Source organism: Pinirhizobacter soli (assembly GCF_015905305.1).
GTDB classification, from domain to species: Bacteria; Pseudomonadota; Gammaproteobacteria; order Xanthomonadales; family Rhodanobacteraceae; genus Pinirhizobacter; species Pinirhizobacter soli.
In genome coordinates, this window is the sequence record NZ_JADZLQ010000001.1 from 727,531 (window position 1) to 742,091 (window position 14,561).

Below are 14,561 nucleotides of genomic sequence, written 5' to 3' on the forward strand. Positions count from 1 at the left end.
TGCTTCAGGCGCGCCGGAAGGCGAGCGTGCCGTTGGTACCGCCGAAGCCGAACGAGTTGGAAATGACTATGTCGAGCTTGGCCTGCCGCGCGGTCTTGGGTACGAAATCGAGGTCGCAGCCTTCACCGGGTTGCTCAAGGTTGATCGTCGGCGGGATCACGCCATCGCGAATGGCCAGCAGCGAGAAGATGGCCTCGACGCCACCGGCGGCGCCCAGCAGGTGCCCGGTGACCGATTTGGTCGAGCTCATCGCAAGCTTGTAGGCGTAGTCGCCGAAGATCTTCTTCGCCGCACCCACCTCGGCCAGGTCGCCGACGGGCGTGGAGGTACCGTGCGCGTTGACGTAATCGACGTCGGTCGGATTCACGCCGGCATCGTGCAGTGCGTTCTTCATGCACAGTGCCGCGCCGTCGCCGCTGGGTGCGGTGATGTGGTACGCGTCGCCGCTCATGCCGAAGCCGACGATCTCACCGTAGATATTGGCGCCGCGCGCCTTGGCGTGATCGTATTCCTCGAGCATCAGCACGCCGGCGCCATTGGACAGCGCAAAGCCGTCGCGACCGGCGTCCCACGGGCGGCTGGAACCGGCCGGGTCGTCGTTGCGCGTGGTCATGGCACGCGCCGAGCAGAAGCCGGCCATAGCCGTGGGCGTGGTGGCGAACTCCGCGCCGCCGGCGATCATCGCATCGGCATCGCCGTACTGGATCAGGCGCATGGCCATGCCGATGTTATGCGCAGCCGTGGTGCACGCCGACACCAGCGCGATGTTCGGACCGGTCAGGCCCAGGTAAATCGAAAGGTGGCCCGAGATCATGTTGATGATCGAGCTGGGTACGTAGAACGGCGAGACCTTGCGCGGACCGCGTGCGGCCAGTTCCAGGGCGGTGGACTCGATGGTGTCCAGGCCGCCGATGCCGGCGCCCACGGCCACGCCCACGCGCTCGGCGTTCTGTTCGGTGATGGTGAAGCCGGAATCGCGGAAGGCCTGCATGCCGGCGGCTATGCCGTAATGGATGAAGGGATCCATCCGCTTGACGTCCTTGGCCGGTACCCATGCCGAGGCGTCGAAATCGTGGACTTCGCCGGCGATGCGCGTGGCATAACCGCTGGCATCGAAATGGGTCACCGGGCCGATGCCGCTGCGGCCCTCGACCACGTTGGACCAGGCGGTGGCGATATCGTTGCCGACGGGCGAGACGATGCCCATGCCGGTGACAACCACACGTCGTTTGCTCATGCGTGAACTTCCTTAAGCGTGCCAGTCCCGTAACCATACGCATGCGCAGGTTACGAAATGCAGAAACGAAAACTGCGCCCTTGTGGCGCAGCGTTCGATGGTGCTCGATGATGGCTGGCCCATCAGGCAGGCCGGCCAATCAGCGGACGATCAGTCCTTGGAGTGGGCCTTGATGTAGTCGACGGCCTGCTGCACGGTGGTGATCTTCTCCGCTTCCTCATCAGGGATTTCGGTCTCGAACTCTTCCTCGAGCGCCATGACGAGCTCGACGGTGTCCAGCGAATCTGCGCCCAGATCGTCGACGAACGACGCATTGGCCGTGACCTGATCTTCCTTGACGCCCAGCTGTTCGATGACGATCTTCTTGACGCGTTCTTCGATGGTGCTCATGGTTACCAATACCTCCCGAGGGAAAAAGCCGGCGGCATTGTAGTGGCTAACCCCGAGGGGCCGCCAGCGCCCGCCGCCAGCACTGAAATGTCCGCGAAAGCCCATTGGGCCGACGCGAAAGCGTGATTGTCCACTAAAATCCGCCCTGAGGCGAATCGGCAGCCATGCCGCCTGCCCGTTCACCCCTAGGGCATGTACATACCGCCATTGACGTGCAGCGTCTCACCGGTGATGTACGCCGCCTGCGGCGAGGCCAGGAAGGCCACCGCATGGGCGATGTCCGAGGCGTCGCCCAACCGGCCCAGGGCGATCTGGCCCATCAGGCCCTCGCGCTGCTCGCTTGAGAGGGCGCGCGTCATATCGGTATCGATGAAGCCCGGAGCCACCACGTTCACGGTGATGCCGCGCGAACCGATTTCCCTGGCCAGGGATTTGGAGAACGCGATGATGCCCGCCTTGGCGGCCGCGTAGTTCGCCTGCCCCGGGTTGCCGGTGACACCGACCACCGAGGCGATGGAAATGATGCGGCCCTTGCGCGCCTTCATCATGCCGCGAAGCACCGCTTTAGAGGTGCGGAACACCGACGTCAGGTTGGTGTCGATGATGACATTGAAATCCTCTTCCTTCATGCGCATCAGCAGCTGGTCGCGGGTGATGCCGGCGTTGTTCACCAATACCGAGATCGCGCCGAAGGTCTTGCCGATTTCATCCACCAGATTCTCGACGGCGGCGGGGTCGGTCACGTCCAGGCGGCGGCCATGGCCGCCGGCAGCAGCCATGCGCTCGCCGATGGCTGCGGCGCCAGCATCGCTGGTGGCGGTGCCGATCACGGTGGCGCCGGCCTGGGCGAGCGTGTCGGCGATGGCGGCGCCGATGCCGCGGCTGGCACCGGTAACCAGGGCGATCTCGCCGGCGAGGGGCTGGGTCATGGTGATGTTCCTTCGGGGATGGGGTGGATCAGGCCAGGGCGGCGGCGAGGTCGTCGGGCGTGCCGATGGGGCGGGCCTCGATGGCCTTGTCGATGCGCTTGACCAGGCCCGAGAGCACCTTGCCGGGGCCACACTCGACTACCCGGGTGATGCCCGCGGCGCCGAGAGCCTGTACGCACTGGGTCCAGCGCACCGGCAAGTACAGCTGGCGCTGCAGGGCTTCGCGGATGGCGTCGACGCCCTGGTGCACCTGGGCATCGGCGTTCTGCACCACCGGGATGCGCGGTTCGCTCCAGGCCACCGCGCCCATGCGCTCGCCCAGGCGGTCGGCGGCCTCGCGCATCAGCATGCTGTGCGACGGCACCGAAACGGCAAGGCGAATGGCCTTCTTTACGCCCAGCTCCGCCAGGCGCGCGATGGCGCGATCCACGGCGGGGGCGTGGCCGGCGATCACCAGCTGCCCTGGAGAATTGAAATTGGCTGGCGCGACGATCTCGCCCTGCGCCACTTCGGCGCACACCTGGGCGATTTGTTCATCATCACCGCCGATGATGGCGGCCATCGCGCCCACGCCTGCAGGCACCGCCTGCTGCATCAGGCGGCCACGCTCGGCCACCAGGCCCGCGGCATCGTGCAATGACAACGCGCCGGCACAGACCAGGGCACTGTATTCACCCAGGCTATGGCCCGAAAGCATGGCGGGCACCGCGCCGTCCACGGACTGCCACACGCGCCACGCGGCAACACTTGCCGCGAGCAATGCCGGCTGGGTGTTCTCAGTGCGGTTCAGTTCCTCTTCCGGGCCCTGCTGGGACAGCGTCCAGAGGTCGCGGCCGGCGCCTGCGGAAGCTTCGTCGAAGGTCGCCTTCACTTCCGCATGGGCGGCGGCAAGCTCGGCGAGCATGCCCACGGCCTGGGAACCCTGTCCGGGAAATACGAAGGCGAGCGAAGCAGTGGTCATGCGGTGGCCTGGCTGAAGGTCAAAACGCGGATGGTGCCATCGAACGGCCGGATGCGCGAGGGTATGGAGTGCACATGCTCAACGCACCGAACGGACGCGCGAAAACAAGGCGGCGCGTTTCCGCGCCGCCTTGTCGGTCAAAACTGGCAGCGGAGAGCGACAGCCCTCCGCTTGGGATCAATCTTCCTCGACCACCGGGCCGGCGGTCTGGATGACCTTCTTGCCGCGGTAGTAGCCATCCTTGGTGACGTGGTGGCGCAGGTGCACCTCGCCGCTGGTGGGATCGGTGGACAGCTGCACGGTCTTCAGCGCGTCGTGCGAACGGCGCATGCCGCGGGTGGACGGGGTCTTGCGGCTCTTGGCAACGGCCATGATCTATCTCCAGCGAAAACTAGCGTTTCTTGAGTTCGCCAAGAACGGCGAACGGGTTATCGGTACGGCTATCCGACGGGGGTTCTTCGTCGGGAGCCACCAGTTCTTCGGGCAGCGTGCTGTCCGGATTGACCGGGACCAGCGGCAGCGCCAACAGCAATTCATCCTCGATGACCGCAGCCATGGCCACGCGTCCATCGTCTTCCACCAGCAAGGCCTCGTAACCGGGCGGCATCGCGGCTTCGTCGCGCTCGTCGGTAATCAGGCCAAGACGCGTGTCGATCACCACCGGCAACACGAACGGCTCGAGCGTGCGCTGGCAGGTCACCGTGAGAGGCGCGTTCGCACGGATGGCCACATACGCCACCCCGAACTCGTCCCGACCGAAATCCACCGTGTAGGCTACCTCGCCGTCCGGCGCCGCGAGCACCTCCACAAGGCGGGTAAGACCCGACACCGGTAGAGATCCTTCGAAGCTGCGCCGCGCCGTCACCATGCGCCACACATCCAGGGACGAGGGCAAAGTCACGGACATAATCGGGAAATGGTAGGCAGCGGGCGCCAGGAAGTCAACTATTCTGAAGCACTTGCGGCTTAAGCCACCCCTTGGGTTTTGCAGTAACGGCCGGCCTTGCGGCAGACTTGGCCCCTGCCTGACGCCTGGGGCGCGAATTCAGAGGATACACCCGTGAATGTCCCTGCCCCGGCGATCCTCGTCGGCATTTTCGCCGCGCTGCTCCTGGCCGGATTGGCCGCCATGGTCAGCCAGGGGCGGGCACGCCGCCGCCAGCGCACGTTTGCAACGCTCCTGGACCATGCCGACCGCCTGGAGTCGGACCTGAAGGAATGCCGGATCCGCCTGCAGCGCGCCCACGCCATGATGGCCGAGACCCCCGACCGACCGGCGGCCGGCGAACAGCAGGCCCGCCATGCGCTCGATTCAGGCTTGCGCGCCCTGCTCCAGCAACGCATCTGGATTCGCGACGAAGCGCCCTCGGCCAGCCAGGCCGACCTCGATAGCGCCGTCCAGGCCCTGGCCAAGGCGCGGCAACGCATTGAACCGGGCCTGCGTGACCTGTACGAAGCCCAGCATGCGCTGGACGTGGCCGTGCGCGACCATATCCGGCCCTCGCCCGGCTAATTCCCGGCGGCGCCAGCCGGTGCACCTTGGCCTGTCGCCGCCCTCACCGCTTCGGTCACGAACACGCACTGATCGGTATTGGCCGGCGGCAGCGGGCCAGTGGGCACCTGCGCCAGGTAGTAAGCAATGCGCTTGCGCCCTTCGAAGAGGTCCAGGCGGCCGACAGGCACAGGCTCCGCCACCCGTGAACAAAGCGAAGTCCACCATGGCAGGCGCTCACGCTCGCGAAGCGAGGTCTCATCCACCGCCAGCACGATGCTCGCGCCCTTCATCGCTGCCAGTCCTGCTTCATCCAGATGCCAGGCTGCCAGTTGCGGCGCCCGGCCATGTTTGCTGTTCAACGGGCTGTCCAGGCTGCGGACGGGGCGATCCAGGGCGAACGACAATTCCGCCGCCAGCATGAAATTGTCGGCCACCGGGATGGCGGAGGGATGGGCAGCCAGTAGTGGCGCCATCGACGCGGCGGCTTCCTGCCAGCCGGTGAAGTTGGCCGGGAATGCCTTCCAGCCAGCCAGGCGCTCAGCGCCCGCTGGCGACGAAGCCGCGGCCAGGTAGATGAAGCCGGCAAGCAAACCAAACACCGCCAGACCGGCCGTGGCCATCAAAAACCTGCGATCCACCCCGCGCCACAACGCCGGAAGCACGGCAAGCAAGGGCAAGTAGCCCGGCAGCGGCCAATGCGCGCGGAAGCGCAGGTCGTCGGCGAACAGGCCCAGTACGAACCAGGCCACGATGAAAGTGATCGACAAGGTGGCGATGATGTCCCACGGGGCCTGCGCACGGCGTCGCCACGCCTGCCACGCAGCCCACAGCAGAAAGCCATAAAGCAGTGGCGTGCAGGCCAACGCCTGCTCCAGCGGCTGCACCAGGGCGTCGGCGTGGAACTGCCAGGGATTGCGATCGACCAGTTGGAAGGCCAGCCCCACGCCCGATTGGCGAAGGTTGTAAAGGACGATCGGCACCAGGCCCAAGGCGGCGATCGCCATGGCCAGCCAGAATCCGGGACGCAACCATCGCGCACGGCCGCGCAACGTAAAGGTGAACAGCAACAAGCCGGCAAGCATCGGCATTGCCGCCCGGTAATGCGCCAGCCACGCGATGCCCAAGCCCAGGCCCACCAGGCACCAGTCGCCCCACCGGTCCCGATCGAAGGCACGGACCAGCCCAAGCGTGGCCAGGGTGATCCCCACGGTCAGCGGCACGTCGGGCAAGGCCAGTACACCGAGGCTTCCCGCCAGCGGCAAGGCAAGGGTAAGCAATCCCGCCTGCCACCCCTGGCGACGGTCGCCGACATGGCGTGCCAGGGCCACCACCAGCCACGGCAGGCAGGCACCGACCAGCAGGAATACCAGCCGCATGCCCAGCAGTCCATGCCCCAGTACATGCTCGCCGGAGGCGATCATCCACGCAGTGAGCGCCGGCAGGTCGCTATAGCCGATGTCCAGGCGACGGCTTTCCATCCAGTAGAAGGCTTCGTCGCCAAAGGGCGACAGGCGCGCGGCGATGACGAACTTGACCACCTGCACCGCAAGAAAGGCGACGAGGAATGCGTCTCGCCAGCCATCGCGGGCGGCCACTACACTGGTCCGGTCATGGCCCGGGCCCCGGTCCATCCTCACAGGCTGCCTTCCCCGCACATGTCCGCACCCGAACCGATTCGCGATAACACGTTCAAACGCCGGCTCGACGCCGGGATCGAACAGGTCAACAGCGTGCTGCTGGGCAAGCCGCGCCAGGTGAAGCTGGCCTTCACCTGCCTCATCGCCCGCGGCCACCTGCTGCTTGAAGACGTACCGGGCGTGGGCAAGACCACCCTGGCCCATGCCCTGGCGGCCACCTTCGATCTCGATTTCCAGCGCATCCAGTTCACGTCCGATCTCCTGCCGTCCGACATTATCGGCGTCAGCGTGTACGAGCGCGATGGTGGCACGTTCCGATTCCATCCGGGCCCGATCTTCACCCGGCTGCTGTTGGCCGATGAGATCAACCGCGCTTCGCCGAAAACACAAAGCGCATTGCTTGAAGCGATGGCCGAAGGCCAGGCCACGGTGGACGGCGTCACGCATGCACTGCCCCAGCCGTTCTTCGTGGTGGCCACGCAAAACCCGCTCGATCTCGCAGGCACCTTTCCCTTGCCCGATTCCCAGCTCGACCGCTTCATGTTGCGCGTGAGCCTGGACTATCCCGATGCCGCCGCCGAACGTGCGCTGCTGTCCGGCGCCGACCGCCGCGACATCCTGGCCCAGCTGCAGCCCACGCTCGATGGCGCGGCGCTGGACATGTTGCACACCCAATCGCTGGCAACGACGGTGAGCCCGGCATTGCTCGATTACCTGCAGGCCCTGCTGGCGGCCACGCGCCGGCACCCTGATATACGCGTGGGCCTGTCGCCGCGCGCGGGGCTTTCCCTGCTGGCGGCCAGCCGGGCCTGGGCGCTGGCTAGCGGGCGCGATTACGTCCTTCCCGAAGATATCCAGGCCCTGTTCGTACCTGCCGCCTCGCATCGGCTTATCCCCGGAAAGGGTGCCCATCGCGAAGCCATTGCCCGCGCCATCCTGGCGGAAGTCGCGGTCGGATGACCCGCGTTGCACGGGCATGGTCGGCCGTGCTGCGCAGGGCCGAACGACGGCTGCCGTCGCTGACACGGCTACGCAGCCCCGAAGCCTTGCCCATCGTGCTGCACCGCCGCCGCATCTACATCGTGCCCACCGGCTTCGGCCTGGGCTTCACCGTGCTTCTTGCGGTGATGGTGCTTGGCGCGCTGAATTATTCGAACAACTCAGCGCTGCTGCTCACCTGCCTGGTCGGCGCCGCCGCCGCCGGTAGCATGCTGGTGGCGTTTCGAACGCTTGATGGTATTGCCCTGACGGCCATCCGCGCGCAGACCGTCGTTGCCGGCGAAGACGTGCCGTTGACGATCGACATCGCCCCGGGAAAGCGCACGCGCAGCTCGCTGCAAATGGATGTCGCAGGCCGCCGCCTGGCCTTCGCCGTCGTCTCAGATGTGTCCGTCACGCTGGAACTTGCGCTGCCCACCGAACAACGCGGCTACATGGCGATGCCACGGATGCGCTTGTTCACCACCTGGCCGCTAGGCATGTTCCGCGCCTGGAGCTGGCTGCATCCCGAACACAAGGTATTGGTGTATCCGCGGGCCGAAGCCTTCGGTCCACCTCCGCGCGATCCTTCACTCGATGCCGATCGCGGACGTCCGCATCCGGGTGACGAACCGGCAGCGCTGCGCATGTACCGTCCGGGCGACCCGCGCCGGCAGATCGCCTGGAAGCTCAGCGCGCGGCACGAATTCCTGCTGGTGAAGGACATGGAGCAACCCGCGCCCGAGGCCGAGTGGCAGCTCTCGTGGCAATCGATGCATGGCATGGACAACGAGTCGCGCATCGCGCGCCTGGCGCGCTGGGTCAACGAAGCCCACCTCGCCGGCTATCGCTGGAGCCTGGCACTGCCGGACCGTCTGTTCGATGTCGCCCAGGGTGATGAACATTTCCACCGCTGCATGACCGCCCTGGCACTGCAGCCATGAACTTCCTCTACGCGCTCACCCATAAGGTCCGCGAGGCACCGATTTCGGCCGGGACGTTCAACCTGGTCTGCATCACCATGGCCTGCGTGGTTGCCGTCCATGCCTCGCACCTGCCGATCTGGTTGACCCTTTTGCTCGGCTTTGCCCTGCTGGCCAGCCATTGGCGGCGGCGGCACCGGCCGGGCAAGACGCCCATGTGGTTGAAGCTTCCGCTGACACTGGGCCTGCTGGCAGGCATCGTCGTCTGGTATGGCAACCTCTTCGGCCGTGAGCCGGGCAGCGCCTTCGCGGTGGGCCTCTTGGTATTGAAGACGTTCGAATGCGAGACCGTGCGCGATGTGCGTGTTGCAGTCGCCTTCGCCTGCTTCGCGCTGATGGCGGCGTTGCTTTCCGACCAGGGCCTGGTGGTGACGGTGGCCGTTGCCCTGGCCATCGTGCCGGCGCTGATGAGCCTGCGCTCGCTGGAGCCCGGCCAGGCGCAGCGCACGATCACCCAGGCGGCGTTGCCGGCACTGGGACTGCTTGCCGCCGCGGTACCGCTGGCCCTGCTCGCCTTCCTGTTCGTGCCGCGGCTTTCCGAGCCGCTGTGGGGTGCGCCGGCGGCCGACACGGCGAAACCGGGGTTGTCCTCGAGTATGTCGCCGGGCGACCTTACCGAACTGCTGACCGACGATTCGGCCGCCATGCGCGTGTCGTTCGATGGTGTGGCCCCCGGCCCTGACCAGCGCTACTTCCGCGCCTTCGTCATGTGGAATTTCGACGGCCGGCGCTGGGACCATGGTTACGGCCGCCGCGGCGAAGTGGCCGGTTTGCTGCCACAGGGGCCGGTGGCAACCTATGAAATCACCCTGGAAGCCACCCATCGACGTACCTTGCCGGCGCTGGACGTGCCCATGGCCGCACCAGAAGGCGCAAGGCTATCGGCCGACCGCGAATTGTCTTCCAACGACCGCATCGACGATGTTCGCCGCTACCGCCTGAGCTCCGCGCTGGGCTACGGCCTGCAGGCCGACCTCGATGAGAACACGCGACGGCTGGGCTTGCAGCTTCCACCCAACTTCGATCCCCGCGCACGCGCGTTGGCGCAGCAGTGGCGCCTGACCTTCGGCCAGAACGACGAAGGCATCGCCCGGGCGGCACTGGGGCTGTTCCACGATGGCGGCTTCCGCTACACGCTGGCTCCCGCCCCGTTGGGGCGCGACAGCATCGACGATTTCCTCTTCAACACCCACGAGGGGTTCTGCGAGCACTACGCGTCGGCCTTCACCTTCCTGATGCGCGCCGCCGGCATTCCGGCACGCGTGGTCACCGGGTACCAGGGCGGTTTCTACAATCGCCTGGGGCAGTACCTGCTGGTGCGGCAATCCAATGCCCATGCATGGTCGGAGGTGTGGCTGGCCGGGCGTGGCTGGGTGCGGTTTGACCCCACCGGAGCCGTACGGCCCGAACGCATCGCCGCCGATGGCACGAGCGCCGGCGATGGCAGCGGTCCCTGGTACCAGCCGGCGTGGCTGCAGGCCGCGCGCAATCGCTGGGACATCGTCAACCGCTTATGGGCCCAGGGCGTTACTGGCTTTGACGCCCTGCGCCAGCGCAGCCTGCTGCAACCTTTCGGCGTGCGTGAAGCACCACCTTCCATGCTTGTGACCATTCTTGCCAGCGGCATCTGCCTGCTGGCGGCCATCGGGCTGGGCTGGGCGCTCTACCGACGCCCGGAAGGCGACGTGGCCCAGCGTGCACTGGCAAGGTTGAAGGCAAGGCTTGAGCGCCGTGGCCTGGCATCACGGGCGAGTGAAGCGCCTGGGCATTATTTTTCACGTGCAGCTCGTTTTTGGCCTTCACAACGTAAGGAATTGGAAAGTCTGGGCACCCTATACAACCACCTCACTTATGCCCGTAGCGAACCGGCACCTGAACTGGCACGTCGATTCGCAAGGATGGCTAGGGAATTCCGACCGCCGCGCGTGGTCAAATAGCACCGTCCCCCGGATCGTTCGCGATCCGCTACCCACAGGGAGTTGAAACCATGTCGATCACCAAGCCGTTGTTGCTCGCGGCGGCCACCGTAACGTTAGGCGCCTGCGCCACGATCCCCAAGCCACTGGAAGGCAACTTCGCACCCGTTACCACGGCCGGTGCGCAGCAGGGTGGCGCCGGTGGTACCAAGGTTCGCTGGGGCGGCGAGATCATCAAGACCGAACCCGGTCCGCAGGAAACCTGCTTCTACATCCTGTCGAAGACCCTCGATAGCCAGGCGCGTCCCACGGGCGACAAGTCCGATAACCAGGGCCGCTTCGTCGCCTGCCGCGAAGGTTTCTACGATCCGGAAGTTTTCACCCGCGGTCGCGATATCTCCGTGACCGGCACCATCCATGGCACGGTCTCGCAGAAGGTCGGCGATTTCGACTACGCGTACCCGCGTGTGGAAGCCGACGTGGTCTATCTGTGGCCCAAGCGAGTGATCTACAACTACCCGCCGGGTTACTACGACCCGTTCTGGGGCCCGGGCTTCGGCCCGTACTGGGGCGGTCCGTACTGGGGCGGCTGGGGTGGTTACGGCGGTTACGGCTATTACCCGCGCCGGGTGATCGTGGTACCACGCCCGGTGCCGCGCCGGTAGCGCAATGGGCAAGCAAAAAAAAGCCGGCGAAAGCCGGCTTTTTTTATGGCGTGAACCTTTTCATGCTTAGCCCGGTGGCCAGGTCATCCGGCGCCCGGCAAGCAGATGGACATGCAGGTGGAATACCGTCTGCCCGCCGTCTTCGTTGGTATTGATCACGGTGCGATAGCCGTTCTTTTCAAAGCCCTGCTCCCTGGCATAGCGAGCTGCGGCCAGGAGCAGTTTGCCCAGCAGCACGGCGTCGTCCGCGGTGGCATCGCTCAAGGTAGCGATGGCCTGCTTCGGGATGAACAGGACGTGCACTGGAGCCTGCGGATTGAGATCGCGGAAAGCCAGCACGTCGTCGTCTTCGTAGACGATGTCGGCGGGGATTTCGCGACGGACGATCTTGGCGAAGATGGTATCGGTCATATCAGGGGTTTTCCGATGAGGTCAGGAGCCCAGCACCTGGCGGCTGCCAAAAGCATGGGCCAGCGTGCCACGGTCGACGAACTCCAGCTCGCCGCCCAGCGGCACGCCATGGGCAAGGCGGGTGACGCGGATGCCGGCGGCGCGCGCCAGCTGGCCAAGGTAATGCGCCGTGGCCTCGCCTTCGACGGTGGGGTTGGTGGCAAGGATCATCTCCTCGACCTCGCCCTCGCCCAGGCGCTGGGCCAGCATCGGCAAACCCAGTTCCTCCGGCCCCAGGCCATCGAGCGGCGAAAGGCGACCCAGCAGGACGAAATACAGGCCGCGATAGCCGGTGGCCTGTTCGATGGCGACCAGGTCCGACGGCGACTCCACCACGCACAGCACGTGTTTGTCGCGGCTGGCGCTGGCGCACACCGGGCACACCGGTTCCTCGCTGAAGGTGCGGCAGCGGCTGCAATGCCCGACATCGCGCATGGCGGCCTCGAGCGCCGCGGCCAGGCGGAAACCACCCTGCCGTTCGCGCTCGAGCAGATGGAAGGCCATGCGCTGGGCGCTCTTGCCGCCTACGCCAGGCAGGCAGCGCAAGGCGTCGATCAGTTCGGCAAGGAGTTTCGAACTGCTGCTCATCAGTAGGTCAGAACGGCAGCTTCATGCCGGCCGGCAGGTTCAGGCCGGCGGTGACGCCGCCGAGCTTGTCCTTGCTTACCTGGGCGATCTTGTTCACCGCGTCGTTGAAGGCGGCGGCGATGAGGTCTTCGGTCATTTCCAGGTCGTCGGCAACGAGCTTCGGATCGATCTTCACCCGGCGAACCTCGTGGGCGCCGGTCACGATCACGGTGACCATGCCGCCACCGGCGCTGCCGGTGACTTCCATGCGGGCGATTTCTTCCTGCGCACGCTTCATGTCTTCCTGCATGCGCTGGGCCTGCTGCATCAGCTGACCGATTTGTGCCTTCACGTCATTGCTCCAGGGGCTTGATGGATTGGGGTATGACACGTGCGCCGAAATCGCGCTGCAGTGCCTGTACCAGGGGATCGTTGCCGATGGCGTCCACTGCATCGGCCTGGCGTGCATCGCGCATCTGGGCGGCGCGGTCGGCCGGTGTTTCGCCGGGGGCGTGGTCGGCGATGAAGCGCAGGCGGATGCGCCTGCCCACGGCCTTGGTGAGCCGCTCCTCCATCTGGCCGGTGAGCGGTTCCACGGCCAGGTGCATGTAGGCGGGCTTCAGTACCAGCGTCATGGTTTCGCCGTCGACGCCGCGCATCGATGCGTTCTGTGCCAGCTGGCCCAGTGGTCCACGCAGGTTCGCCCGCTCGATCAGCGTGTGCCAGTCGGGGATCTCTCCGTCGGCGGCCGCGGAAGATACCGGGGCGGTTGGCGCGGGCGCGCGTGGCGGTGGCTGGGGGTCAGAGTCATTACCCTGACCCCGGCTCGCTGGCGATGAAGCCGGCGGCGGCGGGCGCGTACTTGCCGCCGGCGCCGGGGCAGTCGCCGCATGGCCGCGGGACGTGCCGCCACGGCTACCCGTGGCATCGCCAGCGGGCATCGCCGGCGCGCGTCGCGGCGCGGGTGCGGCTTCGCCGTCAGCCGGGGCAAACGCCAGCATGCGCAGCAAGGTCATTTCAAAGCCGGTACGCGCATCCGGGGCAAGGTTAAGGTCGCGGCGGCCGGTAGTGGCGATCTGGTAGTACAGCTGCACGTCCTCGGCCGACAGGCGTTCGGCCAGGGCGGCTTCGGCGGCATCATCCAGCCCGTGGCCCGCCACCAGCTGCGTCATCTGCAGCCGGTGCAGGACGCCTGCGATGTCGTCAAGGACACCGGCGAAATCCGGCGAGAACGAGGCGATACGATCGCACTCGGCCATCAATGCCGGGCCATCGTTGGCCGCCAGTGCCTGGAGCAGGCCCACCACCTGGCCGCGATCGACGCTGCCCAGCATGGCGCGCACGTCGGCGGCCTTCAGCGCGCCGGCACCATAGGCGATGGCCTGGTCGAGCAACGACAGGCCGTCACGCATCGAGCCGTCGGCGGCGCGGGCGATTTCATCCACGGCCTCGTCCTCGAAGGCAATGCCCTCGGCACCGAGAATATGCAGCATCTGCCCACTGATCTGGTCGGGCAACATGCGCTTCAAATTGAACTTCAGGCAGCGCGAGAGCACCGTCACCGGCAGTTTCTGCGGGTCGGTGGTGGCGAGCAAAAACTTCACGTGCGGCGGCGGTTCTTCGAGTGTCTTCAAGAGCGCGTTGAACGCGGGCTTGGACAACATGTGCACCTCGTCGATCAGGTACACCTTGAAGCGGCCGCGGGAAGGCGCGTACTGCGCGTTCTCGATCACCTCGCGGACATCGTCCACGCCCGTGTTGCTGGCGGCATCGATTTCAAGAAGGTCCACGAAGCGGCCGGCGTCCACCGCGGTGCATACGGAGCACTCGCCGCACGGATCGGACGATTCGCCGCGTTCGCAGTTGAGCGACTTGGCGAAGATGCGCGCGATGGTGGTTTTACCCACGCCGCGGGTACCGGTGAAAAGGTAGGCATGGTGCATGCGCCCGGATTCGAGCGCATTGGTGAGCGCGCGGACCACGTGTTCCTGGCCCACGAGTTCGGCGAATTTACGGGGGCGCCACTTGCGCGCCAGAACCTGATAACTCATGCCTTCACTACCTTGGGGCGACAGTGGATTGTGCCAAGGAGTGGCTTGGGATGCGAACGCCCAAAAAGGTGGCGGCCCTGCCAGCCACACCCCGGCACCCGAATCATTCGCTACCGTTGCTTCCTTCCGGACCTGGCGGAGTTTACGAACTATCGTCGCGGGGGGACCGTCAGGGCCACCGTATTTCGGCCAATCGACTTGGCGGAGAGAGAGGGATTCGAACCCTCGATACGCTTTTAAGGCGTATACACACTTTCCAGGCGTGCTCCTTCAACCACTCGGACACCTCTCCACACGCTTGA

The 14,561-nt window shown here is 66.0% G+C and carries 16 protein-coding genes, 1 tRNA gene and 1 other RNA gene; 5 read left to right on the forward strand and 13 right to left on the reverse strand.

Going from position 1 to position 14,561, the window contains the following annotated elements; all coding sequences use genetic code 11:
* Positions 1-4 precede the first annotated feature (4 nt).
* The 6 genes from fabF to NDK18_RS02820 form a co-directional block, all read right to left on the reverse strand.
* A complete protein-coding gene (gene fabF / locus NDK18_RS02795; RefSeq protein ID WP_250625838.1) occupies positions 5-1,237 on the reverse strand; it encodes a beta-ketoacyl-ACP synthase II in 1,233 nt (410 codons plus the stop codon).
* Positions 1,238-1,387: 150 nt separating this feature from the next.
* A complete protein-coding gene (gene acpP, locus NDK18_RS02800; protein ID WP_250625836.1) occupies positions 1,388-1,627 on the reverse strand; it encodes an acyl carrier protein in 240 nt (79 codons plus the stop codon).
* Positions 1,628-1,812: 185 nt separating this feature from the next.
* A complete protein-coding gene (gene fabG / locus NDK18_RS02805; RefSeq protein WP_250625834.1) occupies positions 1,813-2,556 on the reverse strand; it encodes a 3-oxoacyl-ACP reductase FabG in 744 nt (247 codons plus the stop codon).
* A gap of 28 nt (positions 2,557-2,584) precedes the next feature.
* Positions 2,585-3,517, reverse strand: a complete 933-nt coding sequence (fabD, locus tag NDK18_RS02810; protein WP_250625832.1) for an ACP S-malonyltransferase — start codon at positions 3,515-3,517, stop codon at positions 2,585-2,587.
* Between the two features lie 177 nt (positions 3,518-3,694).
* Positions 3,695-3,889 carry a 50S ribosomal protein L32 gene (rpmF, locus tag NDK18_RS02815; RefSeq protein ID WP_250625830.1) on the reverse strand — a complete coding sequence of 65 codons (195 nt, stop codon included), beginning with the start codon at positions 3,887-3,889 and terminating at the stop codon, positions 3,695-3,697.
* Between the two features lie 19 nt (positions 3,890-3,908).
* Positions 3,909-4,424 (reverse strand): YceD family protein, encoded by a 516-nt coding sequence (locus tag NDK18_RS02820; protein WP_250625828.1) that lies wholly within the window; start codon positions 4,422-4,424, stop codon positions 3,909-3,911.
* Between the two features lie 153 nt (positions 4,425-4,577).
* Between NDK18_RS02820 and NDK18_RS02825 the strand changes: the two genes are divergently transcribed.
* On the forward strand, positions 4,578-5,030 hold the full coding sequence (locus tag NDK18_RS02825) for a hypothetical protein (protein ID WP_250627031.1): 453 nt from the start codon (positions 4,578-4,580) through the stop codon (positions 5,028-5,030).
* Here the strand turns inward: NDK18_RS02825 and NDK18_RS02830 are convergent.
* Positions 5,027-6,607: an ArnT family glycosyltransferase gene (locus NDK18_RS02830; protein WP_250627032.1), complete on the reverse strand. Its 1,581-nt coding sequence runs from the start codon at positions 6,605-6,607 to the stop codon at positions 5,027-5,029. The two genes, NDK18_RS02825 and NDK18_RS02830, sit on opposite strands and share 4 nt — an antisense overlap.
* Before the next feature lie 60 nt (positions 6,608-6,667).
* Between NDK18_RS02830 and NDK18_RS02835 the strand changes: the two genes are divergently transcribed.
* Genes NDK18_RS02835 through NDK18_RS02850 form a run of 4 tightly spaced genes read left to right on the forward strand, consistent with a single transcriptional unit; the run spans position 6,668 to position 11,191 of the window.
* Positions 6,668-7,609, forward strand: a complete 942-nt coding sequence (locus tag NDK18_RS02835; RefSeq protein ID WP_250625823.1) for an AAA family ATPase — start codon at positions 6,668-6,670, stop codon at positions 7,607-7,609.
* Positions 7,606-8,571, forward strand: a complete 966-nt coding sequence (locus tag NDK18_RS02840; protein ID WP_250627033.1) for a DUF58 domain-containing protein — start codon at positions 7,606-7,608, stop codon at positions 8,569-8,571. Before NDK18_RS02835 ends, NDK18_RS02840 begins: the two co-directional genes overlap by 4 nt.
* On the forward strand, positions 8,568-10,547 hold the full coding sequence (locus NDK18_RS02845; RefSeq protein WP_250627034.1) for a transglutaminase TgpA family protein: 1,980 nt from the start codon (positions 8,568-8,570) through the stop codon (positions 10,545-10,547). The genes NDK18_RS02840 and NDK18_RS02845 overlap by 4 nt, the downstream gene beginning before the upstream one ends.
* Positions 10,548-10,597: 50 nt before the next feature.
* A complete protein-coding gene (locus NDK18_RS02850) occupies positions 10,598-11,191 on the forward strand; it encodes a Slp family lipoprotein (RefSeq protein WP_250627035.1) in 594 nt (197 codons plus the stop codon).
* A 66-nt stretch (positions 11,192-11,257) separates the two neighbouring features.
* On the opposite strand, the gene NDK18_RS02855 is transcribed toward NDK18_RS02850, so the two are convergent.
* From NDK18_RS02855 to NDK18_RS02880, 6 genes are all read right to left on the reverse strand, one after another.
* Positions 11,258-11,602, reverse strand: coding sequence for a histidine triad nucleotide-binding protein (locus NDK18_RS02855; protein ID WP_250627036.1), 345 nt, complete (start codon positions 11,600-11,602; stop codon positions 11,258-11,260).
* Positions 11,603-11,623: 21 nt separating this feature from the next.
* A complete protein-coding gene (recR, locus tag NDK18_RS02860) occupies positions 11,624-12,229 on the reverse strand; it encodes a recombination mediator RecR (protein ID WP_250627037.1) in 606 nt (201 codons plus the stop codon).
* 7 nt (positions 12,230-12,236) lie between these two features.
* Complete coding sequence (locus NDK18_RS02865; RefSeq protein WP_250625814.1) at positions 12,237-12,560, reverse strand: YbaB/EbfC family nucleoid-associated protein; 324 nt, start codon at positions 12,558-12,560, stop codon at positions 12,237-12,239.
* A gap of 1 nt (position 12,561) precedes the next feature.
* Complete coding sequence (gene dnaX, locus NDK18_RS02870) at positions 12,562-14,259, reverse strand: DNA polymerase III subunit gamma/tau (RefSeq protein ID WP_250627038.1); 1,698 nt, start codon at positions 14,257-14,259, stop codon at positions 12,562-12,564.
* A 75-nt stretch (positions 14,260-14,334) separates the two neighbouring features.
* Positions 14,335-14,431: signal recognition particle sRNA small type (gene ffs, locus NDK18_RS02875), an RNA gene on the reverse strand.
* 27 nt (positions 14,432-14,458) lie between these two features.
* Positions 14,459-14,551, reverse strand: a tRNA-Ser gene (locus NDK18_RS02880).
* Positions 14,552-14,561: the final 10 nt, after the last annotated feature.